17 protein-coding genes are annotated in these 24,172 nt (G+C 41.0%); 7 read left to right on the top strand and 10 right to left on the bottom strand.

Translation table 11 applies throughout. From position 1 onward, the window contains the following. Window positions 1–373 precede the first annotated feature (373 nt). From MHM98_RS15435 to MHM98_RS15475, 9 genes are all read right to left on the bottom strand, one after another. Entirely contained in the window at window positions 374–1,252 is an 879-nt protein-coding gene (locus tag MHM98_RS15435; protein WP_239440260.1) for a hypothetical protein, read from the bottom strand. Next, window positions 1,253–2,848 (bottom strand): AAA family ATPase, encoded by a 1,596-nt coding sequence (locus MHM98_RS15440; protein WP_239440261.1) that lies wholly within the window; start codon window positions 2,846–2,848, stop codon window positions 1,253–1,255. It lies immediately after the preceding gene. A 2-nt stretch (window positions 2,849–2,850) separates the two neighbouring features. Continuing rightward, complete coding sequence (locus tag MHM98_RS15445; protein ID WP_239440262.1) at window positions 2,851–4,482, bottom strand: restriction endonuclease subunit S; 1,632 nt, start codon at window positions 4,480–4,482, stop codon at window positions 2,851–2,853. Further along, the gene (locus tag MHM98_RS15450; protein ID WP_239440263.1) at window positions 4,479–6,071 is read right to left on the bottom strand and encodes an N-6 DNA methylase; all 1,593 of its coding nucleotides are present in this window, start codon (window positions 6,069–6,071) and stop codon (window positions 4,479–4,481) included. Before MHM98_RS15450 ends, MHM98_RS15445 begins: the two co-directional genes overlap by 4 nt. An 81-nt stretch (window positions 6,072–6,152) precedes the next feature. Next, on the bottom strand, window positions 6,153–9,617 hold the full coding sequence (hsdR, locus tag MHM98_RS15455) for a type I restriction-modification system endonuclease (protein WP_239440264.1): 3,465 nt from the start codon (window positions 9,615–9,617) through the stop codon (window positions 6,153–6,155). 9 nt (window positions 9,618–9,626) lie between these two features. Continuing rightward, entirely contained in the window at window positions 9,627–10,538 is a 912-nt protein-coding gene (locus tag MHM98_RS15460; protein ID WP_239440265.1) for a restriction endonuclease, read from the bottom strand. Between the two features lie 16 nt (window positions 10,539–10,554). Further along, complete coding sequence (locus MHM98_RS15465; protein ID WP_239440266.1) at window positions 10,555–11,319, bottom strand: hypothetical protein; 765 nt, start codon at window positions 11,317–11,319, stop codon at window positions 10,555–10,557. Further along, window positions 11,320–12,060, bottom strand: coding sequence for an NYN domain-containing protein (locus tag MHM98_RS15470; protein ID WP_239440267.1), 741 nt, complete (start codon window positions 12,058–12,060; stop codon window positions 11,320–11,322). Between the two features lie 150 nt (window positions 12,061–12,210). Continuing rightward, window positions 12,211–12,621, bottom strand: coding sequence for a hypothetical protein (locus MHM98_RS15475; protein ID WP_239440268.1), 411 nt, complete (start codon window positions 12,619–12,621; stop codon window positions 12,211–12,213). A 328-nt stretch (window positions 12,622–12,949) separates the two neighbouring features. On the opposite strand from MHM98_RS15475, the gene MHM98_RS15480 reads away from it, so the two are divergent. Next, window positions 12,950–13,585: a TetR/AcrR family transcriptional regulator gene (locus MHM98_RS15480; protein WP_239440269.1), complete on the top strand. Its 636-nt coding sequence runs from the start codon at window positions 12,950–12,952 to the stop codon at window positions 13,583–13,585. Between the two features lie 191 nt (window positions 13,586–13,776). Further along, a complete protein-coding gene (locus MHM98_RS15485; RefSeq protein ID WP_239440270.1) occupies window positions 13,777–16,419 on the top strand; it encodes an EAL domain-containing protein in 2,643 nt (880 codons plus the stop codon). A 2-nt stretch (window positions 16,420–16,421) separates the two neighbouring features. On the opposite strand, the gene MHM98_RS15490 is transcribed toward MHM98_RS15485, so the two are convergent. Next, complete coding sequence (locus MHM98_RS15490) at window positions 16,422–18,572, bottom strand: TonB-dependent receptor (RefSeq protein ID WP_239440271.1); 2,151 nt, start codon at window positions 18,570–18,572, stop codon at window positions 16,422–16,424. A gap of 166 nt (window positions 18,573–18,738) precedes the next feature. On the opposite strand from MHM98_RS15490, the gene MHM98_RS15495 reads away from it, so the two are divergent. The 5 genes from MHM98_RS15495 (at window position 18,739) to msbA (ending at window position 24,166) form a co-directional block, all read left to right on the top strand. Beyond that, window positions 18,739–19,434: a response regulator transcription factor gene (locus tag MHM98_RS15495; RefSeq protein ID WP_239440272.1), complete on the top strand. Its 696-nt coding sequence runs from the start codon at window positions 18,739–18,741 to the stop codon at window positions 19,432–19,434. A 95-nt stretch (window positions 19,435–19,529) separates the two neighbouring features. Continuing rightward, complete coding sequence (locus MHM98_RS15500) at window positions 19,530–21,194, top strand: HAMP domain-containing sensor histidine kinase (RefSeq protein WP_239440273.1); 1,665 nt, start codon at window positions 19,530–19,532, stop codon at window positions 21,192–21,194. 109 nt (window positions 21,195–21,303) lie between these two features. Beyond that, the gene (locus tag MHM98_RS15505) at window positions 21,304–21,579 is read left to right on the top strand and encodes an acyl carrier protein (RefSeq protein WP_239440274.1); all 276 of its coding nucleotides are present in this window, start codon (window positions 21,304–21,306) and stop codon (window positions 21,577–21,579) included. Then, entirely contained in the window at window positions 21,560–22,393 is an 834-nt protein-coding gene (locus tag MHM98_RS15510; protein WP_239440275.1) for a hypothetical protein, read from the top strand. The genes MHM98_RS15505 and MHM98_RS15510 overlap by 20 nt, the downstream gene beginning before the upstream one ends. Next, window positions 22,394–24,166: a lipid A export permease/ATP-binding protein MsbA gene (gene msbA / locus MHM98_RS15515; protein ID WP_239440276.1), complete on the top strand. Its 1,773-nt coding sequence runs from the start codon at window positions 22,394–22,396 to the stop codon at window positions 24,164–24,166. It begins immediately after the preceding gene. Window positions 24,167–24,172: the final 6 nt, after the last annotated feature.

Below are 24,172 nucleotides of genomic sequence, written 5' to 3' on the forward strand. Positions count from 1 at the left end.
AGGTTCTAGAATTAACGCAATGTTGTATAATTACTTTTATTGGATGAATTAAACGCTTTACAAATATCCTTTATGACAATTAACGATATATATCGTTAGATAGCTATTACTTTAATTTTTTACTTAGATGTAAATATTGAGAGAGTCAAATTGGCTGTTCGCTGCAATTTAATATATTAGAAAATTTAGGCTATTAAGAATAAGGTTTATAAGGGCAGAATGTGTTCGCTAAAATTACATCTAGTCATAAATGTATAGATACATCTCAAAATGAGACAAAGGTAAGTTTGTCTCATTTTTTATAGATTAGCTATTACAAGCAGAGCCCCACTAGACATGTGTTTTTTTATTGAACGCCAAATTAGTATTGAGTTTAATCGCTAAGGTCCAGTAGTGGTAAAATACTAGCCAACCAAGGCTCTGCTTTTTTAGGTTTAACAAAAGCTACTGCGGCGGCTGAAAATGGTGATTGTCGGTTACAGGCATCAATTATTCGATCTTCAGCGTTACTCGCATGAGCTTGCATTGCTTGCTTACTTGCCTGTGGTAATCCATGAATACTTTCTAGTAGCTCTAAGTCTTGCTGAACGGATGTAATTACTTTTAACCTTTCACCTTTTACTGTCTTGTGGTTAAGGTTGTAACACTTGGTACTGGTTCGCACTCTTTCATATTTCGCTTTGTCAGTTGCTTGATCAAATCGGGAGTGAGCCATACCAGGAGACTTTTCAAAGGATAATAGTTGCACATCTGCAAGTACGCATGGATCAATAAGAACAGGATCTTCAACGTTGTGCTCTCTTAACGAGCATTGGCTCCAGACTCTGGTGTTTTCGTTGTGAAGCGGGAAATAATCATGTTTGCCGCCATTATCTCTTGGTTGGTTGGCGTATTGACAAGAATACCGATAATTTTTTGGTTCAAACGCTAACCACCAATAACCAGAGTGTTTTTCTGATTGCCCACCAACTACTCTAGTAGCATAAGATTCTTTAGCTTTCTTAACGGCACCTTTAGGACGAAAATGGTCAACGTTGAAATCGGTCGCAATTCGAGGCACTTCTGAATACCAACATTTATCACCAAACTGATTAATAAAATTGTCCTTAAATGGTGACCACTTACTACCAAGTCGTGTAAATTCTGCTGATTTATCTTGTGCATTCCTAACTTCAGCTAACCACTGCCTAGCATTAACATCCCAATTGTCAGGTTTACATGCATCGATTAAATTAATGTCTATATATCGCAATTAAACCAGTCCCTTTGTCTTTAATATATTCTCAATAATATTTAAACGATACTCCGTATCATCTAAACCTTTCGAATCCATAGAGTCTATTGCTCTTTTTCTAGCAATTAGGAACTGCCTATAATCTTCATCTGGGTGGGTATAACCGTAACCTAAACGCTCTAACGAACCATTTAGCTTTCTTAGTTCTTTGGTTTCATGCTCAGTTAAAGTCTCTTTTTCAAGTAACGTTCTACGTTTCTCAATAACACCGCTTGTGTGCTTATCTAATGTTGTTGCCATGCCAAACATGTCACTGGTTAAAATACCATTTACTCCCATACCTATTGGGCTTTCAGCTGGTACTTCTGCGAAAGATGTTCCATTTTGACTCTTTCGTAATACTTGAATCTGTTGCTGGTTCAATTCAGCAATAGCTAGTGGATGGTGGGTCACCATCAAAATATGACAAAACTTTTTATTAGGAATAAACCTCTGCAAAAAGTTATGGTATTTCGCCGCCCATGCAGGATTTAGATGAGTATCAGGTTCATCAAGTAAAAATAGTGAATCATCTTCAACAGTAAATTCTAACAAGCCAAGAACGGTTAATAGTTGCTGCTCACCTTCACTTAACTCACTAAAGCTGACTATCTCATTATTATTCAATCTAACCTTGATATGAACACTATCGATCAACTCAGAAAGCAAGGTACTTTCTAGCATTTTAAAAAAATTCTTTGGCTCCAACCCTTTAGCAACATTTTTTAGGCTTTGAATATCAGGTAAGAAAAGGTGCACAAACTCGTTATCACTCCCTCTTCCTGTTAAAGAGGAAGCTTCTTCTCTTGTCGATTTTATCGTTCCAAAACTATGCGGTAAAAGCCGATCTAAGAAATCACGAACAACCCCTCTAGCCCCCCAAAATATGTCTGTTTTGTTATTCTTACCCCATTCGGGTCGTCTAAATACAAAATGAACAGAATGAAAGTCTTTAATACCAAGCTGTTGTTCTAAAAACTCTCGGCCAACTCTTCGTTTTTGATTTAAAAAAAATGCCAATAGTACAAACTGACTATGGAACGGTTTAGCATAGAATAGCGGGCGAACTTCGTCTTCTATTTTAACTTTGTTCTTAAGTAGCTGATTATAAAACTTTGTTCTATGCGGTTTGAACAAATCTTCTAATCTGTCACTGGGGCCGGAATAATAGGCAAATAGGTGCTTTGGCAGCACTTCTGAATGTCCTTGCGCGTCCCTAGCTACTTTCGATATACCTATCGTTTTAAAATTTTTATAAACTCCTTCCTCATCTTTTTCAGCCACTTCAATCTTGTGTTGCTGATGAGGTGTGCTCCCATAAGAAGGCGATGCATCTATTTTAATCAGCTTCTGATTTTCAGAGCCTAGAAAATATCTCAGCTCATAGCTAAATGGAGCTTCTTCATTACCAAAATCCAAAGCTCTGAATATTCGAACTAGTGCTTCAATAACATTCGATTTTCCTGAGCCATTACGGCCAATTAAAACAGTGAGTAATTGTTGGTCATCAAAATCAATTTCAAGGTTGTTGATGTTTTTAAAACCATCCCTAATTTTTAAAAAATCAATTTTCACTACTACTTAGCCTTAAATTTCGTATTAATACCATTACCTAACTGTTCAATTAGGTTAAGTTTCAGTAATTTCTTTAGTTCTATAAAAATGTTATCTATCGTTTCGAAAGTATTCAGTTCATTGGTATCAAATATCTCCTGTACAGAACGGCTACGTTTTTTGTTAGTTCTAAGTAGCTTTAAAACTTCACTATTCTTTTCGAACTCTAGATCTTCGTCGTTGGCTGGAGCGGCAGAAACTTGATCAATTTTCGTATTATCAACCGTGCTACTATCAGGCACATCTGAGATCAAATCAGTTTTTAATTCGAATGAGGCAGTATTTTCTGAAGAGTTGGTACTGCCTGCAATTCTAAATTTAATAGCTGTGGACTCAGATAAAGGTAAGAATAAATCGCCTTTAAATGCTCTAGCGAGAATAGATTGATTAAGTTTGTTTAATCGAGCTTTGGCGGCGTTGTATTGTTTTTCTACAACTTCAGCTTTCGCTAAAAGCTCGGAAGTCAATCTCGAAATTTCAAGCTGCTCAGCTTCTGGAGGTACTGGAACAGGAATTTTATTCAAAGCTTTTTGGTTTATTTTAGGGAGAACAACTCGGCCTTGCTGTTGTGATGTGTAGTTAACAAATTCATCGGACAACATTACATTTAGCAAATATTCACGATTCACTTTCGCTTCTATTGGATACATATCCGCGCTGCAAAGACCTTCAAAGTCTACTGCACATACTTTATTCAAGTATGGACGTATCTTTGAGTAGATGATTTGGCCTGCATAAAACTGATGCTTATTACTTTTCACTCCATCTTGTTCAACAGTTACCAATTCGAGAATTTTACCTGTATTTGCTTCAATATGATTTGGTGCCAAATGGATTGCGTCAGGAGTAAGTTTAGGATCAGTTAAATTTGACTTAATATCTGCGGCATCTTTGAAGCTAACATACCCCCAACCTTGAGGTAACTCAGCCAGATCTTTGCCGTCGTATTCCGCTATAAAAAACTCAGCGAGCGTATTTACAGAATCACTATTCTCCTCACGCCAGTCTTTGGTGAGTTCGCCGGAGGTGGCGGCGGCAAGAACGGATTGGCGGAATCGTTTTAGGATGGTTGGGATTTTGTCTAGGCGAGCTTGTGCCCCTTCGACTTTGGCTAATACTGAATCCAGTTTATCTGCAATGCGTTTCTGGTCTTCCAGAGGGGGCTGATAGAAATCAAACGTTGATAGATCTTTTTTGTTAAAACCATTTTGAGCAGATCTCGAAAGCATCGATAGTGGTCTTTGAAATACGTCTGATTTTAAAAAGTATTTCAAGTAACCAGTGTCAATGTAATCAGGTTTAGCAACTTTAGCGAGCGCTACATTATATGCGCCAGACATACCCGTACATATTCTCCCAACAGACGCACCATAACGACCAATTAAAATATCGTCTTCTGTACAAGTTCTTCGTTTACCATTGTCTGGGATATACGTAGGAACTGGTTTAGCCCCAAAATCTCTGATCTGTAAAAGTCGAATGTAGCCCTCTTTTGGCTCCGAGATAAACTCACTTTTAGGAGGCTGAGTCCCACCATTAATATCAAAAACGTCTGTAAACTTTTTTAGTTCCCAACCTGGAGGCAACTGGCTCATGCAATAACCTCATCCGTTTCTTCAGCAGCATCAAGCTCCACTAAAATTGACTGTAAATCAGTAATCGCTCCAGCTAACTCTTCTATCGCTTCATTAATCAATACATCTGGCTCAGGCAAGTTGGCGGCATCTTCAATGCTGTCGTCACGAATCCAAGCAAGATCAAGTGAATCGTCTTTGGCAGTGATTTCTTCACGGGTGAAACAACGTAATCGGCAAGTATCAACATCACCTACTTCACTGCCGTCTTTATGCTTATCGATAAAGGCTTGGCGTTTGGCTTCATCGACTTGAGTTAGGTCGCTACCAACTGCTTGATAGAATTCGTCAAAGTGAGCTTTAGTTAAAACCGTGCGTTTGCCAAATTGCGGCATATTGGCACGAAGGTCATATACCCAGACTTTCTTGGTGTTACCTTTATCTTTAGTGATATCAGTTGGCTTTTCAAAAAACAGTACATTGGTTTTAACACCTGCCGCGTAGAAGATGCCTGTTGGTAATCTCAAAATGGTGTGCAGGTTAGACTTTTCCATTAAGTCGTTGCGAATTTTACGACCTGTTGAGCCTTCAAATAATACGTTGTCTGGCAACACCACTGCGGCACGACCACCTGGCTTTAACATACTGTGGTACATGGTGTGTAAAAACGCTAACTGCTTGTTAGAGGTGTAATGAACAAGGTCATCCCTAGTTGGAACACCACCACCTTGCTTGGTGCCAAATGGAGGGTTAGCCAAAATTAGACTGGCTTTGGGAAGAGTTTTTCCCTCATTAGATAAGGTATCTCCGAATAAAACGCCTGCACTCTCATCATCAATAGCTAAATCGTGTAGCATCAGATTCATCATCGCTAGTCGGCGAGTATCAGACACAAGCTCCATTCCATGAAAAGTCTTATGTTGATAATTGTCATAATCCTCCTCATCTAATCCTGCAACATCAAAATTGTCTTCCATATATTGATGAGCTGCGATTAGAAAGCCACCTGTTCCGGCTGTCGGATCAACTATCACATCGCCCGCTTGTTTATTTCTTTTATCTTTTGGGGTTGGCTTCATAAGCTCAACCATAATTTCTATCAATACGCGTGGGGTGAAGTATTGTCCTGCACCAGATTTTTTCTCACTAGCATTAATTTCCAGCAAGCCTTCGTACATATCCCCTAAACCTTCGGCTTTGGCACTGTACCAATCAAGTTTATCTATCTGAGTGACCAGTTTTTCTAAAGTGGTTGGCTTGCGAATTACAGTTGTGGCGTTAGCATAAATGGCTTTGGTGATAACGGTTCCATTAGATCCCAGATGAATCAATAACTTTTTGTATTCATCTAATCTCGAAACATTGTTATAACCTTTTAAATTTTTCCATCTATACCCTTCAGGTATGTTAGGTTCCTTTCTCTTTTCTCCGTCTTTTAACTTTCGTGTTTTCTCGTGCTCTGTGCGTCCGTCCTCAGTATCAGTTTCTTCTGCCATTTTAAGAAAAATCAAATAAGTGAGTTCATTAAGATATTCATGATAAGTAATACCATCATCACGTAGGAGGTTACATAGGTTCCAGAGTTTATTGATTAAATCTTGCGTACTCATTTAGTTTCTCTAATTTTAATTCTTTTGGGTGGATTCAGACTTTACGCTCAAACCACATAATAATGCCCTCATTATATATTGTTAGGCTGAATGCTGTTGTTCGTCTTGTAACCAAACTGCTTTGTTGAACTGGCCCAATATATCACTTACGGGTTCCTCAAATAGCTTAGTTGCTCGTTTCAAGCCGCCTAATCTCTGCTTGAAAATCCCTTCATTTAAATTGGACTCATCAACAATGATGTTGGCTTTCATTTGTGCAGCTATAGTTTCAAGCCACTCTCGTTGTGGCGTTTTCCACGGTTGGCTAGAAAGTATCTTATCAAATGCTCTATCGACTCGTTTATCATAAGGCTCTAACGCTTCGCCAATAGCGGCTTGACGTATATGACCAATGATTCGAGCAGCGATATCTTCGTTTTTAACTTCTTTCCAAGCTTCTTTTAAGTCTTGCTCACGGAATTCATTTTTCTCTAGCTCTAAGGCCAGCTCTTTAAGGCTATCGCGTGTGAGTTCCCAAGGACGCTGAATTACGGTCTGGATGGCGACCATTCGGTTGCTGTTGGCATTCACAAAACTGGAAAAGGCTGTTAAATAATCCTCTGGCTTTTGACCGCTGCCATAACCTGTAGATGTACCTGTGACTTCATCTTCATGAGAGGAGATCACAACGGTGTTGCCACCTCCACCTGTACCAGATACTTTCATATCAAGTAATTCACCTAAACCAGGGTGACTCACAAACCAATCGGCAACGTCCGTCAACTTCATGCTTTTCAGCTCTTGAGCAAACTCTTTTGGTGGTTTACCAACAATGCGCTCAAAGTCTGAGTTTTGGTGCGGTGATAGATAATTCTTCTTGCTTTGTAGCTTGGCAAGGAACTGGTCTTTCGCAAGCTGTTGCAGTTTAGGATCTGAACTACCTGTGATTTCAGTTTCTAACTCTGTGAAAGTGATATCTACCTTGGTGACAACGGGTTTCATGCTGTTGACCTTTTCTAACTGTTTGTAGATATCTACGGCATCAAAAATACGGAAACGCTCTTTGGCGATGTCATCACAACGGCGAGTTGCACGGCCAAGCATTTGTTCAAACAAAATACGGCTGTTTACTCGACGTAAAAATACAAGATTACATATAGATGGAACGTCTACTCCTGTAGTTAATAAATCTACAGTAACGGCTATATTGGGGAGTCGATCATTTTTGTAACGGCGAATTTTTTCTAATGGCTTATCTGACGCACCCGTGATTTTTTGAATGGCATCATCTTCCACCTCACCGTGGTAGTTTTCACACGCATCTTTGAGAGCTTCGACTACTTCATCAGCATGTTTGTCGGTTACACAGAATATCAGTGATTTTTCTGGTGAGTACGGGTTAAGCGAATCGCTTTCGATTAACCATTTACATACTTCCTTAGTAAATTCGGGGGCAATTACCTTACGGTTAAACTGAGAAACATCGAAACTAAGTTCATCTGGCGTATTTACTAAATCAATTTGCTGAGTCTGTGGATCGTATACTTGCACAGGCTCATTCATTGCGTATTTAATACCATCGGTATTCAGCTTGGTGTGAATTCGTGTCGGTGGTAAATGATCAACAAGGTGACCATCAATAACCGCCTCAGTGTAAGAGTAGGTAAACACAGGATCACCAAAGATATCTTTGGTATGAAGTGCAGGTGTTGCAGTTAATCCTACCTTAAAGGCATCAAAATATTCGATAACCGCTCGGTACTTAGACATGTAATCTTTTTGATCACGGAATTTCACTTCGGTTTCACTTAGTTCACGATCAAGTAGGTAACCCCTATGACATTCATCAACAACAATACAATCGTACTGACCAACACCTGGTTTAGCTCCGTTATCTGACGGGTACATAATGCGTTTTACTAAACCTTGTACGGTAGCAACATGAACTTTGGTATCGTCTTCTGGATTAGGTTTTGGCGCTTTTTCTGGTTCGATGCCTAATACTTCAAACGTGTCGGCAAAGGTGTTGAGGTTTTCCATACGAACCTCACCAAAATCAACAGTCGCTTGAACACCTAATGCGCTTCTATCAACTAAAAAGAGAATTCGGCGAAAACGTTCTGCTTTTAATAAGCGATAGACTAAAGCAATACAGGTTTTGGTTTTCCCTGTGCCTGTTGCCATAGCCACCATAGCTTTGTCTTTACCATCCTTAATGGCTTGTTCTACACTTAAAATCGCTTTCTTCTGGTAATCCCGAAGTTTAAGTTCGTAATCAAAGCTCATGTCATCAAGCTCTGCATTGGCTTGTTGCGGAGTTTGGCGCAAATAAGTTTTGATTTCTTGTGGAGAATACCAGCCTTTGAGCGTCTTACGGCGATTTGTATTATCACGAACATCTAAAAACCAGATGCCGCTTTCTTGTTCTAATTGTTTTAAGTAAGCACGACCATTAGTGGCAAAAGTAAGAGGGGTATTAAACTCACCATATTGAGTTACTTCTACGTCTTCAGGGAGGTTCTCAATACCTCTGGCATATCGTTTAGCTTGATCAATAGCGCCATATACATTTTTAGCATTCTTCTTGGCTTCAATAACCCCCACAAGAGTCATACCAATAAACAGAGCATAATCAGCAGGCCCAGATTCTGTAGGCCATTCAGCTATTGCCTTATTTTTATTTGGCTCAGGTCTAGAACCTGGTATTTTTTTACCATTAATAATTCTATCAGCATGTCTAATATTTACAGTGTCTGCTTCCCAACCTGCATCTACTAATTGCTGATCTATGATGACACGTGTTTCAGCTTCATCCATCTCAAATAAAGACTTCTCGATACGCTTGAGTTCTGCGGCTTGTTCTTCTTTGGGTTTGGCTTGGAATGTAGCTTTATACAGAATATTTGCTTCATCCATTTTTGCTCTATATTCTGCTAGTTTAGCTTCATGCTCTTCTGCAACTCGTTCCCATGCGGCTTTATCAGCTGACATTTTCTCAGCACGCTCACGCTCTGCTTTGGCTTTTTCAGCTTCTATTTGGCTAAGCTGTTCCGCGATTTTAATGCGTTCAGATGTACGTTGTGATTCCGTTTTTAATTGTTCAACTTGTTCTTCAAGTGAGCGTACATACCCTGATGGATCTTGTGGTTTTACAAATTTCTTTATTTTAAAGCCTTTGGCTGCACTACCGCCAAAAGTGATATGAAACCACATGGCTAATGCATGTCCGACCATTATTGCTTTTAACGCATCACGGTGACTGGTACTGTCAAACTTATGGGTAGCCGCGTTGCCTAATTTTCGAATTGTGTGGAAAGCATCTCTAACGTTATCATCTAGACGTAAGTTATAATCAAGATCTCTGAGAAGGTCGATTTGTTTTATATTATTACCAAACTCTACACCGATCCGGGCTGCTATTGATTGCGCTATAGCTTCACCTAGTTGACGTATTTTTATAAGTGAAGTGTTTGGATCTGAGGAAAAATTGAGTTCAGCACTTTCCGCTAATTTATATAACCACTCTTGATGCTTCTTTAAAAAATCGAAATTACTGATGTGTCCCATAAACTTTCCTTAGCATCCTTCAAAAAACTCTTCGTCTATTTTCTTCAGGTGCAGTACCTGTTCATCTCTACTACCGATGTTGTATCGCAACATGAGTTTTGCTAATTCGGTGCCGTTGATAAGTACAATTCTCATACCTAAATCTTGAGCTGTTTGCTGAGCAGAAGAGGTAAAGTCTGATGTAGTGATAAAAATGCCTTTTTGTGCTTTTTTCAGATTCAAAGCCCCAAAAAAGTCTCTTATATCACTCGCACCAACATTGTTGCCTAACGCATAGCGCTTTGCCTGAATGTAGATTTGGTCAACACCCAGTGGGTCTTGATCGATAACGCCATCAACACCGTTGTCCCCTGACATGCCTAACGCATGGGCAGCACCCTCGCCTGTTCCGCCATATCCCATGGCTAGTAGTAACTCAATGAGCAACTTTTCAAAGAATGCGGGTGTTACTTTGCGAGTTTTTTCTAAAATATCTTCAGCCAATGCATTATTGATTCGCTCGTAAGCAGCGCGCAATGCTTCATCTGGGGTAATTTCTTCATCGGTTTGCTGTTGTGGTACTGACTTTTCAATTTTGTCTTTTCCTTGTCCAACGAACTGATGAAATTCATCGAACTGCTTTAGGTAGTTAACGTTAATTACTGCATTTTTATCTTTTACAGCGTCTAAACCACGCGGTGTTATTACGTAGTGCGCGCGCTTAGTTGTTTCTAGCAGTTGTGTTTTTGTGAGGTAAGTACGCGCCCAACCTACTCTATTTTCAAATACGGTTTGTTTGCCACTTGGTAATAGTTGCGAAAGGTCGGAATCTGTCAGTGAAAACTCTCGAATTAAATGCTGTTTGACGTCTTTAAGTTGAATTTCTCCCTGTTGCGCAAACTCTAGAAACGGGCGCATAAAATCTTGATAACTAGGTATCATTTAACATCCTTTATAACTATTCTTCTTTTGGTTGTTGCTTTGCCTCTTCATGTGCAGCAACTATGCCTTCAACAACAAAATCGATGTATGCTTCGATTTCTTCTAAAGTAACTGAATTATCTAAACTCAACTTGTGACTTATTATTTTTTTAACTTTTCTAGATGTAAAAAAGCCGCACTCTTTGGCAAGCAAGATAATATCACTTTCAAGCTCATTTAATACGTCAGACTTAACTTTTTGCAATGTATTATTTGGCAAGTTAGTTAAATAATCTTTCATCCAAGAATTCAGTTCGTCTGGCATCTCAACAATAGAATTAATGCTTGCCAGATGAGACTCAATTATTTTCATCATATCTTCAAGTTTATGCTTACCTTTCAAATAAAAAGCTAATAAAGGTTTATCAGCTGCAAGCAGTAATAATTGTTCTTCATAAGGTTTAATAAGCTCTTTTGCTAAATCTTCACGCAAACAAGTTATTGACCGAGTAATTGTTAACAGTAATGTCTCTGCTACTTCAGAAGGAAGCTCCTCTTTTTGCATTTTTAAACCACGCTTATTGAATCTTTCGATTAAAACATTCAAAAAGCGATTAACTTCTTCCTTAGGGTCAAATAGTGACGTTATTATTGAGTGTCTGATCTCTAATAAATAATAAAGAGTTTTACGCGCGCTTTTTTTCCTCTCATCATGGGCTTTGTAGAAATAAGCGAATATGCCGATTAATGCTGTACCAGTTATTGTCATTAATGCAACAACAAACTTTATATCCACGCTCATCTAAGCTTTCTTCCTTTGATTATCGATGCTTTTAGCTTTGAACCAAACAACTGAACCTTGTGTTTTTCTGCTCTCAAACAAACCAACGGCATAACACAAATCAACTAACTTCCCGAAGTTGTGTTGTTTCCATGGATACTGTTTCTCTTTTAAATAAGTACCGATAGCCCCCAGCCTTGCCCACGCACCTTGTTCAGCACAGGCGGTGACACTCTCAAGTAATATTGAATGTAACACTTTGTCTTGTTTAACTTTTACTTCGCGCGCATTAATGATTGGCTCAATAATTGAGATTTTCTGTTCCTTTTCAGGCTTAGCGTCTAAATAAATAAACTTTGAACAACTATTCACAAAAGGGCTGGCTGCTTTTTTCTCGCCAATTCCAATTGCCAGCCTTCCCTCAGCAAGAATACGAGTAATTAATGGAGTGAAATCTCCATCAGAGGACGCAATACAAATAACGTCAACAGATTTGGTATGCAACGTGTCCATAACATCGATTACTATTGCTATATCGGTAGCATTTTTTCCTTTAGTAATATCAAATTGCTGGATAGGTTGAATCGCATATTCGTGAAGCACTGCTTCCCAGTTTTTTAGATTATCGCTTTTCCAGTTACCGTAGGCTTTGCGAATATTCACTACGCCATAGCGAGCGAGTTCTGAGAGGATGACATCTATTTTTGCGGCGGGGGCATTATCAGCATCGATAAACAATGCGATCTTTTCTTTATCTTTCAAAACTATCCGTGTTTAGTTGAGGAATCCTGAGTGTCACTATAATGAAAAGCGTTCTCGATTGAAATGCTTTAAATCGAGAAAATACTGAGTAATTGATTTAAGTAAATTTCACATGAAAATTACCAATAGCCTACAAATCTACTGGCCGTTCTAAAAATTCGCTAACCACGCAAAAACTGAAAAGCACAACAGTGAAATGGCTATGCCGATGAATGGTATTTTGAACCAGTACTTTTGAGCTAATAATAAATAGCTAATACTCACGATGACAGGAAATGTTGATAAGACTAATGAGCTGACGATCAATTGAAAATGCACAATGCTCAAATATAGGTAGATAACAGCAAAGCCAATTAGACCAAGACTATGACTGGCGTTGAAACCAATCCACGCACGCCACATATCAGTCTGTTTGGTTATTCTGGGGGACGTAGATAACATCGCTTTTTTAACATTGATGCCGAGAGGTGCGAATTTATCGGTCAAAAATGTATAAAACAAATGAATGATTCCGAGCAATCCGAATATTGTTAGCCCTAAAGTTAGCGTTAATTTTTCCATAATTTTTTACTCACCTTTAAGCGCATCAACGCACCGTTACTTTCTCAGTTAACTTTGAAGCTATTGGGGTGAAAATCAGAGTTAACGGTAGCGCGATGAGAAATACCACGATAAATGCCTTTCCCCATAGATGTAGGAAATTATCTACCAAACCGATATTAATAAAAGTCACAATTCCTGACATGCACCCGCCCATGAAAAAAGCCATAAAACTCGACATGATTAGATGATGGTATTTGTTAGATATTTTCATTTTCTCTTTTGAATTAGTCATTGAATAAGCTTAAATTATCCAGTACTTTTCACATTTAAAATACTCGGATTTCTGTTGAATACTGATACCTCATATAAGCCCCGTAAGCGCCCGTCTCAGGCACGCTCTTCTGTTACTTATAATGCTATTTTAGAGTCGGCTGCTCGGGTTTTAGTTGAGGCAGGCGTTGAATCAACTACTACAAATAAAATTGCTGAAACGGCTGGCACAAGCATTGGAACCTTGTATGAGTACTTTCCGTCAAAAGAGGCTATTTTTGCAGAGCTTATCCGCAAACTAGATCAGCAAATGGCTGATTCAGTCATCAGTGTTTTTTCTACAATGACCATTGTTAAGCCAGCCCAGTTGATCGAAGCTATTGTGAGAGCAAGAGTAAAAGAAGCCGTATCTTTTCCTGAGCTTGATAAACTATTGCGCGCCCTTGTTCCCGCGCATTTGTTCAAGCTACAAATGAAGAATACTCACAGCCGCTTTTACGATGGAATGAAGCAGTTTGTTGATTCAAATCCAACCATCGTTAGAGTAAGGAATGTTGATAAATCAATTGAACTGGGCACTCTTGTTGTCGAGTCAACCATTAGAGCAATAGCCGCTAATACTCCAGAAAGACTTCATGACGAAGATTTCATTCAAGAGCTTATCGATCTGATGTGTAGATATATTTTAGACGACCAAAGCTATTGTCCTTAGCTATGAGTGCTAGTTTTCACTTGCGTACTCTCTCGCTATATCTAGTCATACATGCACAGTGTTTAACCCAACACCAAAAACCATCCTTTAGGTTGGTATAAAGTATAAAATTAAATACTTTGTCTTATCTCAATGCTTACGCGGTTAAAATCGGATATGATTTATTTAAATTGCGTACAAATATTGATTCGATGTTTAAAACATTTTTAGTCGCTGTATTATTTTTAATCTCAATTCAATCACTTGCATCAGACACTACGTTTGACGAGTTCTTTCGTCCGTATAGTCTGCCAACGCTATTAATCTCTCCTGACGATGGCAAGATAGTCGATGCCAATGATGCGGCGATAGTATTTTATGGTTATTCGCGCAAAGAGTTTCAAAACATCTCCATTCAAGACGTTAATTTACTTAGCGCGGAACAGGTGGCTACAGAGCGTCAAGCAGCCAAGTTAGAAAACCGTAACTACTTCATTTTTAGACATAAGATGGCTGATGGTTCGATAAAAACTGTTCAAGTTTATTCATCGCCTATTATCGTCAAAAACCGAAAATTACTCTTTTCTACTATCCGAGATATTTCATCGCAGCGCCAATTAGAACAGGAGTTATGGCACTACCAAGACAATCTCGAAACTATGGTAGACAAACAAATTGAAGTCATTAGGGCGCAAAACAAAAAGCAATTCTTCTATCTTTTTCTCGGTATTACGCTTCTTATTATCTGTGTCACCGTATTGCTTTATTTGTTGAGCCGCAAAAAAAGCGCCGAGAATCGCATCAAAACCCTGTCACAAATTGTAGAGCAAAGTCCGATTGCCATCGCCACTATTGATGACAAAGGGCGCATTAGTTATGGCAATAGCCAATTTGAAGAGCAATATAGTGAGCGTTGCCAACAATCAATTATTAATCAACCATTTATTGATTTATACGCGGACTCGGGTGACAACGCAGACGAATTAGCCTTTTCAATGCGAGGCGGAATAAGTTGGCAAGGTGAACTAGGTAGCGAGTTAGACACAATTTTTGAACGCTGGGAAATGCTCAATGTCTTTCCACTATCCAACGCCGCCAATAAGACTGAATACGTGGTGATTAGTCGTGATGTCAGCCTACTCAAAGAAAACGAAAAGCAGCTGCGCTTGGCCTCGACGGTTTTCCACACTGCGACTGAAGCGGTGATGATTTGTAATAACAAACAAGAAATCCTCGCTATTAATCAGGCATTTACTGAAATAACAGGCTTTAGCGAACAAGAAACCATTGGTAAGACGCCGACTATTTTGCGTTCTGGCCACCACGACCAAGGCTTTTACAACTCGATGATTCGCGAGCTAAAACGCAATGGTAGCTGGCAAGGTGAAGTGAGTAATCGACGTAAAAGCGGCGAGCTATATTACGAGTGGCTGGCGATTACTGCGCTGTGTAATCCGCAAGGGGAAATTGAGGCTTATGTTGGGCTGTTTAGCGATATTACTAAGCGTAAGAAAGCCGAAGATAAGATTTATCATCAAGCAAATTACGATGCGCTGACCGGGCTCGCCAATCGCAATATGTTTTCAGACCGTTTAGTTCACGCGCTTGATGTAGCCAGCCACAATCAAAGTAAGCTCGCTTTACTTTTCATCGATTTAGATGGCTTTAAGCAAGTAAACGATAACTTAGGCCATTCACAAGGTGATATCTTATTGCAGCAAGTGAGTGAGCGTATTACTGCCTGCGTGACTAGCTCGAATATGGTGTCGCGATTAGGTGGCGACGAGTTTGCGATTATTTTCACCGAGCCTGCCGAGGTCGATACAGTGGAAGATATCACTAACGACATCATCCAAGAAATAGCGCGCCCTTATGATCTCAATGGCCACAAAGCCTATATCACGGCGAGTATTGGTATCGCAGTGTGTCCCGACGACGGCGACAATGCGGAAGAGCTGCTCACCAAAGCCGATAGCGCGATGTATAAAGCCAAGGCTAATGGCCGTAATAAATTCCAGTTCTTTACCAAAGAAATGGATGAGGAAGCGCAAAATCGCCGTACTCTGATGGGCGAATTGCGCGAAGCGGTTCACAACGAAGATTTTGAGGTGTGGTTTCAGCCGATTCATCACTGCCAAAGCACGCAATTGGAATATACCGAAGCCCTTGTCCGCTGGCGTCACCCAATTAAAGGTATCATAGCGCCGATTCACTTTATTCCGCTGGCCGAAGAGATGGGGTTAATAAACGCCATTGGCCATCAGGTATTAAAACAAGCTTGTCGCACTGCCGCTGACTGGCAATCGACATTAGCCTATGCGCCAGGTGTCGCGGTGAATGTGTCGTCGTTGCAGTTCCAGCAGCCAAACTTTGTTGAGCAGGTGACTGACGTATTACGCGAAACGGGCCTAGCGCCAAATAAGCTTATTTTAGAAATCACCGAAAGCTTGTTAATTGCCGACGATGAGCAAGTGTTTTCGCAGTTAACCGAGCTGCGCCGCTTGGGCATTAACATTAGCCTCGATGATTTTGGCACCGGCTATTCGTCGCTGAGTTATCTCAAGCGCTTCCCTGTCAATAAGCTGAAAATCGACCGCAGCTTTGTCAAAGATATCGAGCCACACAATACAGATACTCGCCTGATTAACGCGATAGTATCGATGGCTAAGAGTCTGCAAATGGAAGTGGTGGCCGAAGGTGTAGAAACCGATTTTCAGCTGCGACAATTACACTATCTCGGCTGCGATTTAGTGCAAGGCTATGTCTATAGCAAGCCGCTTTCACCGCCAGCAATCAGTGACTATTTACAGTCGTTGCAAACGGTGAATGCAGCAGCACAGCAAAAAGATAGTTAGCGTTAAAACTGTCCCGTTAGTGTTAGGGTGTAGCGCGGCGTTCTATCGTAAGTTCGTCGCTCATATCTCGATGGTTCATTCGCCGTAAACAGTCCCGGATAACGCACACGGTTTAGCGTTGATTTGCGCTGAAGTAAGTTCTCTGCCAGCAATCTTATTTTTAGGCTTTGATTGATTTTATAGTCCACGGTCGCACTGGCGATGGGATCTTGCGTGCGGCTGGCTTGATAATCGAATCGCGAATACTTGTAATCACTTTGCTGACTCACCGACGCGCTCACCGATAATCCCGGCAATATGTCGTTTTGGTCGATCTTTAGATTCCAATCACTATCACTCAAGCTTTCAATCTCGGTGCTTTGTCCGGTAAACGGATGAATCATTTGGCTATTGCGCCATGTGTGCTCAACGCTAATCACGGTATTTTTTAGGCCAATCGCATTCAAATCGAAGTTGCTATTGAGCGTTACACCATATTCTTTGGCATCATCGATGTTGCCAGCTCCTGAATGGGCGACGAGTGGAATCTCGGTAATTAAGTCGCTAATACGGTGATAATAAGGGGTAACGCTAATGCTGCCATTTGCCGTTTGCCATTGTTTTTCAAAGGTAAATGAGAGTTCATCACGCACTTCTGGTTTGAGATTTGGATTGGTTTCTTCAAGCCGTGTTTCTTCGCGATTAAATCCCGGCACAAAATCATCGAGATTTAGTTGGCTGACGGTTCGCTCTAAGTTAAAGCGCAGTTGATGGGTGTCGTCAAAGTCATAACGCACATTAAAACGCGGCTTGAGATAGTTAAAGGTTCGGGTCGATTCACTGGCCACTTGGTTGCGGGTTTCTGTTTCCAACAGGTAGTTTGTCGCCACATCCATGGTTGAGCGCTCAAACACCAGTGAGCCTTGAATATTTAGCGCTGACGAAGCGGCAAAATTGTAGTGAACAAATCCTTCATAGCGTGTCTCTTCAATATCGTTGATCTCAGTTGAGCGATATGGCGCGTTAATCTGGCTGTCGAACTGCAGTTTTTCATCGCGACTATTTATCGCCAGTTCCAGTCCAGAATCAAAGGAGTGACGATTGTCTAGCTGATGTTTCCAGTTGCCTCGCAATACGTTTTCTTTGGCGGTGTAGTGTCGTGGCAAGGTGTAATTTGGAGATCGCGAATCGTCTTCCAAAATAAACAGCCGCGCTAAATCGTCAGTCGCCGTCAGTTCGTTGCTAATGAATAACAGTTTAAGATGATTTTTAGCATTTAACTGATGACTAACATCACCGCTAACTTCCCACTTTTCTCTATCATTATCAAAGGCTAATACAAATTTATCGCGTTGATTAAGCGTCCACTTATCATGGGTTGATATAAACTCGGCATCGACATAGTTTTTTTCGTATAGCGCACTCACCTGCGCTGCCGTTTGCGGCGTCGCGCTGTATTCTACCTTGGCAGTTAATTGATCTTGTTGATACCAATTGTGACGATTACCAATCTTGGTATCAGTGAGCGTTTTGTCTGGCGCGCTAAAGTAATCTTTGATCCACAGATTAGTCGGGCTCATGCTGTGATTGAGCCCTAAGCGATATTTAATATCTCCCGCAGCCGCGCTATACACCACAGAAAATTCTGGCTTGGCGCTAATTCCTTCTGCCTTGATGCCAGCCAAAGTCCACAACACCGATGACTCAATCGTTTGTTTTAAAACAACATTAATGATTAATCCATTACTTTGCACATCGAGATCTGAACGCGTACCGCGAATAAGCTCAATGTAGTCAACATCGCGCGCTTGAATATTGCTAAGCTCCTTTTGAATGCTATTTTCTTTGCCGGAGATACGCTTGTTGTTAATCAGAATTTGGTCGCCACTAGAACCAAAACCACGGCTCTGCTCAGCATTTTTCATGGCGACGATAATGCTATTAGCACCGGGTGTTTTTTCTAACATGTCATAGAGTGTTTGCGGCGAGAATTCATGGAAAAATTCAGCGCGATAAGTATCGATAGCGGCATTATTTTCTGTTGTATTGGTGTTGGCCTGTGCTACACCACTGCTAAGAGCCATTGCTACCAACAAACCTTTAAAAAGATTTTTGTGCTGCCTTGAGGTCATGCTTATCGGCAATGAGTTAGCTGAGTATTTTTGATTAAACATCGCGTAAATCCTTTAATTAATTCGAGTTAATCATAGGGACGACGCAATGAGGCAAGTAGACACACAACGTAAAAATAACGCCTTGAATGTTTTACAAAAGTTTACATTGGAGCGAATAGAGTCTTTGGTATATTCTCTTTGAGTTAATGACCGGGGTTGGCAAACGATGGATATAAAACCGACTATTTTAATTGTTGAAGATGAGCCTAATATTTTACGAGGTTTAACCGATCTCTTTATTTTTCATGGTTTTAATGTAGAAAGCGAAACCGATGGCCAGAAGGGTTTAGAGCGAGCGTTAGCAGGTCAGCACGCCTGTATCATCTTAGATGTAATGCTGCCCTCAATCGATGGTTTTCAGATCTGTGACGCGATTAGACAGCACTCACAAACTCAGCCGATTCTAATGCTCACCGCCAAGAACACCGAGCAAGACGTTATCAATGGTTTAACCCTAGGCGCCGACGATTACTTAGCAAAGCCCTTTTCAACTGCAGAGTTAGTGTTGCGAGTGACCGCGTTAATCAGACGTTCGGGAATGACGGCTAATGAATCGCAGCTGGTGATTAATGAACATGTGAATATTTGCACTCAAAAGCTAACGGGCGTGTCGTATCAAAAAGCCATGAAATACACTCGCCGTGAAGTCGCCATTTTGAGCTATCTCAAGCAAAAGCAGACGCCTGTTTCCCGCGAGGAATTGCTCAAACAAGTCTGGGATTACAAATCCACCGACCATTTAGATACGCGAACCGTCGACATTCACATTGCTAAACTGAGAAAGAAAATCGAAAGCGATCCAAAATCGCCACGGCACTTGGTGACATTTAGAGGTGAGGGGTATCAATTATTAATTGGTTAACTCGCAATATCAAGCTGTTAGTCAATAATAAACAGCTTCTTAATTATCAACAACGAATCAAACGATTACGTATTTTAACCTTGGTGTTTTTCGCCTTGTTATTTACCCCTGCCTGCTTGATTTCGCTCGCTGCATACACTCAGTTTGCACAAGAGCAACTGACACAATACCAGCAGCAAAGCGACAAGATGTCGGCGGCGATTAACAAGCGACTATTCAAACGAAGAACCCTGCCCAACACCATCAGGTATAGCGAATTTAGTTACATTCAGCATATTTACAATCCACAGACCAAGCAGCTGACCCAAGAATTATCACCGCTTGCCGATCCGCAATATTATCAACACGCCGATGGACTAGTCGGCTATTTCCAGATCGACCCCGATGTTGGCTTTAGTAGCCCAACTTGGCCCTTTGTAATTGATAGCCCCGAAGATCAACAGGCAATAACGGCATCAACTAACGCGTCATCGAAGGCCCAACGCGAGAAAATAGCGACCTTACAACGCATCGTCAGCAGCTCGTCGAAAGTTACGCAGTTATCAGAATCTGGTGCAATGAAAGAGAAAGAATTATTTCAATTAGTCACCGATGTGCCTGATTACTTTATCTTTTATCGCATTATTAAGATGAATGAACGACTGGTAATGCAAGGCTACGTGGTGGATAAACACGCCTTTGTCAGTCCTGCAATCATCGATACCATGAATATTGCGCAGTTTGATAAGCCAATGAGCATTCTGGTGCAGGATATACAGCAAAACCAAGGGGCATATCTTTTTTCTCGCCGCAATCAGCAAAGCGACATCGAAATTACTCTGTTAACTAGTACGGCGGAAATGGCACAGCAACAGCTCATCAAGCGCGCCAAGCTAAACTATCCCTATACCGACTTCCAGTTATCTTATATCACGTCTCAATTAGCGCCATCAGCCAACGCCAATTACGGTTTAGCGCTTATGGCGGTGTTATTGATAACGATAATCTTCGGCTGTTTCGGCTTTTATCGCATCGGCGCACAACAATTGGCGTTAGCAGAACAGCGGCTTAACTTTGTGTCATCGGTAAGTCACGAGCTAAAAACCCCCCTCACTTCAATTCGAATGTATGCAGAAATGCTAAGTATGGGCGCGGTGTTGTCCAAAGAGCACCAAGCGGAATATTACGAATTTATTCAAAGCGAAAGCGAGCGCTTGTCGCGTTTGATCGACAATATTTTACAGCTAGCGACACTAAATCAGCCCGAGCGAAGCATCAATTTGCAATATGTTAAGGCACCGATTCTCGCCGATACCATACGCTCCAAGCTGTCGTCGCTGTTGGACAACAATCAGTTTGAATTAGTAATTTCACCGCTTACAGACAAGCTGAAAACGACTGACGTATTAGTCGATAGCGATGCATTTTCGCAAGTCATCATCAACATTGCCGACAACGCGGTTAAGTTTTTTGACCGTGAAAAAATTAATGACAAGTCGCGCCAACGCCTCGATTTTAATTTCAGTCTTATCGCTGATAACCAACTGCAACTAGAAATTCGCGATTACGGCGACGGCATTAGCGCGGAACAACAACAGAAAATCTTCGAGCTGTTCTATCGCGGCGGCAGCGAACTGACCCGCACCACCCAAGGCACAGGCATCGGCTTAGCACTAGTCAATGAACTTATGGCCGCCCAGCAAGGAAGTATTCAAGTAAAACGTATGACTCCGGGGTTGGCGATGATAATTAGCTTCAACGTAAAAACACATCAAATGTAAGCAATTGTAATAAAACGTAAAGAGGATTACATTCACACTACAATTCAAACACATTTTCCCGCAAACGTCCTGCGTACAATGATCTCACCTTACAAGGAAGGAGATCATTATGACGATAGAAAATTCATTAAAGGCCATTCTCGCTGGCTTACTAAACCTAAATTCCAACGACTTAGGAACTGATTCGCCCCTGCTTGGGCATTATCCAGAACTTGATTCGATGGGAATCATGACGTTGCTGATGGAAATTGAGGCAGCATTTAGCATCAATATCAACAACATCGAATTAACAGCTGACAACTTCGAAAGTTTTGGCGCTTTGCTCAGCTGCGTTAAATCTTCAGCAAATGTAAGGCAGGTTGAACATGAAGTATCAATTTGCTGATCTCATTATTCGATCGTTTCTATTTGTTTTAACTCGCTTTAGTCGAGCGAGTCGACAAAGGTTTATCAATGCGATTACACCGCTGATATTAAAGCTAGCCAGTAAAACCAAGCGCAGAGCATTCGATAACATTACAAATGCAATGCCCCATTTAACTGCCGAGCAAGCCGATGATTTAGTCTTAGCATCGTACAAAGTCATCGCTTACGGTGTTTTGGAGTGTTTTTGGCTTGATGAATTAGAGGTCGATATAAAATGCGACGAAAACACCCTGCGCTTATTAAATAATCCTGCAGGTGTTAGCGTAGCAACCATGCATATGAGTTGCTACGAGTTAGCACCTTTGGCGATTAACAAAATTGTCGGTTCTGTAACTACACTTTCAAAACTGCCTAAATTTATGCCGTCAGCAGCAGCAATTTATCAAAAAGCTAATATCAGCGTGATCGATAAAAATGCCCCTAATTCGTTATTTCATCTGCTTGGTGCCGCACGTCAAGGTGCTGCGGTTTGTTTACATGCCGATCATTACTCCAAAGAAGTGGATGTCACCTTCTTTGGCAGATCCACAAAGGCACCAAGCGGCTCAGCGATCATCTCAGCTTACAGCAAAGTACCTCTACTACTGTGCTATCCAGTACTGAATGACGATGGTAAATACACGGTGTATTTTGAAACCATTGTCGATTCTTATGTCGATAACAATCCAGTCGCCATCTCACAAGCAATAAATACCATTTATCAACGCTTTGAAGCCATTATTTTAAAGCATCCGACACAGTGGTATTGGTCGTACAATCGCTGGAGGCAATAAATGGAACAGCAAGAACCATTACCTACGTCTCAGCGCCTCATTCGATATTTTTATCCCTATAAGGTGTTTGTTGCGATTGCGTTAATCGCCACCTTGCTATTCAGTGTGATCGACGCTGGCATGATTTATTTTGTCAAACCTTTAATTGACCAAGGACTCGCTAAAGCTGACAGTGACACACTGGTACTCGGTGCTTTTTTAGTTATCTTGATTTTTGTTCTTCGCGGTATCACGAGCATTATATCTAGCATGGCTGTCAGTTATATCAGCACTCAAATTACCTTTGTATTGCGTCAGCAGGCATTTGAAAAGCTTCAATCACTCCCTGTCAGGTTCTTTGATCAACACAATACAGGCAGTGTGATTTCGAAAATAACCTACGACACCGAACAAGTCTCTTCAGCTACATCAAATGCGATTGTAGTGATGGTTAGAGAGTTGATGATTGTATGTGTTTTATTGGCGTTGATGATTTATACCAGCTGGCAACTGTCACTCATATTTCTAATTATTGGCCCTTCAATCGCCTATATTATTGCGCTTGCGTCGCGGCGCTTTAAAAATATCAGCAGCGCGCAACAACACTCGATGGGCGTTATCACTCAACAGGCCGAGCAAGCAATTTTGAGCCACCAAGAAGTGTTAGCCTTTAATCATGGCCATCAGCTGTCTGAACAATTTAAACAGGCCAATAATCGCAACCGACAGCACGCATTCAAATTAGCTGCAACCAGTGCCATAAGTAATCCGATTATCCAACTGCTAGCCGCTAGTGCTATTGCCATCATCTTGTTGCTCGCCAGTATCGAACAAGTCTTGTCTACCCTTACACCCGGTACGTTCATGATGTTGCTATTTGCGATGGGATCATTACTTAGGCCACTCAAGCAACTATCATCCATTAACCAACAGCTGCAAAAAGGGTTAGCAGGTGCAACAAGTGTATTTGCTTTTATTGATCTGGACGACGAAATAGACGTCGGAAAGCTAGCACTAACAGGGACAACACATACAATCTCAATTAAGGATTTAACTTTCCGATATAATCTGGATAGCCCACGTCCAGCGCTCGGTGAGTTTTCGGCAACCATTGACCCAGGTAAAACAGTTGCCTTGGTCGGCAGTTCCGGCAGCGGAAAGTCAACACTCGCCAAATTATTACTCCGCTTCTACGAGCCACCACCACAGAGTATTTTCATCAATGACGTGCCAATTGAACATTATCAACTAAAGGCACTGCGTTCACAGTGTTCACTCGTTTCTCAGTCGGTGATCCTTATTGATGACACGCTAGCTAACAACATTCGTTTTGGTTGTGATTATCCAGTCACAAGAAAAGCGATTGAAGAAGCAGCACGAGCAGCAAACGTAATGGCTTTTGCCAATTCAATGGAGCATGGCTTAGACACTTACATTGGTGAAAACGGCAAACTACTGTCCGGTGGTCAACGTCAACGAATTGCGATAGCGAGAGCGTTTTTGCGCAATGCACCTATTGTCATTTTAGATGAAGCAACCTCGGCACTCGATACCCAATCAGAGCTGTTGATTCAACGGTCATTGTCAGAGCTAACAGCAAATAAAACAGTGCTAATCATTGCTCATCGACTATCGACGGTAAAAGATGCAGACACAATTCTAGTCATGAATGAAGGGGCAATTGTCGAACGTGGCACACACCAAACACTCATGATGACCAAAGGTCATTATTACGATCTTTTCCTCAATTCGACACCAGCGAATAAATCAACAGACAACGCAACAAACTATTGAGAATAA

It is taken from the genome of Psychrobium sp. MM17-31 (assembly GCF_022347785.1).
Taxonomy (GTDB): domain Bacteria; phylum Pseudomonadota; class Gammaproteobacteria; order Enterobacterales; family Psychrobiaceae; genus Psychrobium.

Bases quoted from the DNA above. Each gene is read 5' to 3' on its own strand.
- MHM98_RS15445 (WP_239440262.1), bottom strand. From the start codon at position 4,482: ATGAGCCAGTTGCCTCCAGGTTGGGAACTAAAAAAGTTTACAGACGTT.
- MHM98_RS15450 (WP_239440263.1), bottom strand. From the start codon at position 6,071: ATGAGTACGCAAGATTTAATCAATAAACTCTGGAACCTATGTAACCTC.
- hsdR (WP_239440264.1), bottom strand. From the start codon at position 9,617: ATGGGACACATCAGTAATTTCGATTTTTTAAAGAAGCATCAAGAGTGG.
- MHM98_RS15460 (WP_239440265.1), bottom strand. From the start codon at position 10,538: ATGATACCTAGTTATCAAGATTTTATGCGCCCGTTTCTAGAGTTTGCG.
- MHM98_RS15465 (WP_239440266.1), bottom strand. From the start codon at position 11,319: ATGAGCGTGGATATAAAGTTTGTTGTTGCATTAATGACAATAACTGGT.
- MHM98_RS15475 (WP_239440268.1), bottom strand. From the start codon at position 12,621: ATGGAAAAATTAACGCTAACTTTAGGGCTAACAATATTCGGATTGCTC.
- MHM98_RS15485 (WP_239440270.1), top strand. From the start codon at position 13,777: ATGTTTAAAACATTTTTAGTCGCTGTATTATTTTTAATCTCAATTCAA.
- MHM98_RS15490 (WP_239440271.1), bottom strand. From the start codon at position 18,572: ATGTTTAATCAAAAATACTCAGCTAACTCATTGCCGATAAGCATGACC.
- MHM98_RS15495 (WP_239440272.1), top strand. From the start codon at position 18,739: ATGGATATAAAACCGACTATTTTAATTGTTGAAGATGAGCCTAATATT.
- MHM98_RS15505 (WP_239440274.1), top strand. From the start codon at position 21,304: ATGACGATAGAAAATTCATTAAAGGCCATTCTCGCTGGCTTACTAAAC.
- MHM98_RS15510 (WP_239440275.1), top strand. From the start codon at position 21,560: ATGAAGTATCAATTTGCTGATCTCATTATTCGATCGTTTCTATTTGTT.
- msbA (WP_239440276.1), top strand. From the start codon at position 22,394: ATGGAACAGCAAGAACCATTACCTACGTCTCAGCGCCTCATTCGATAT.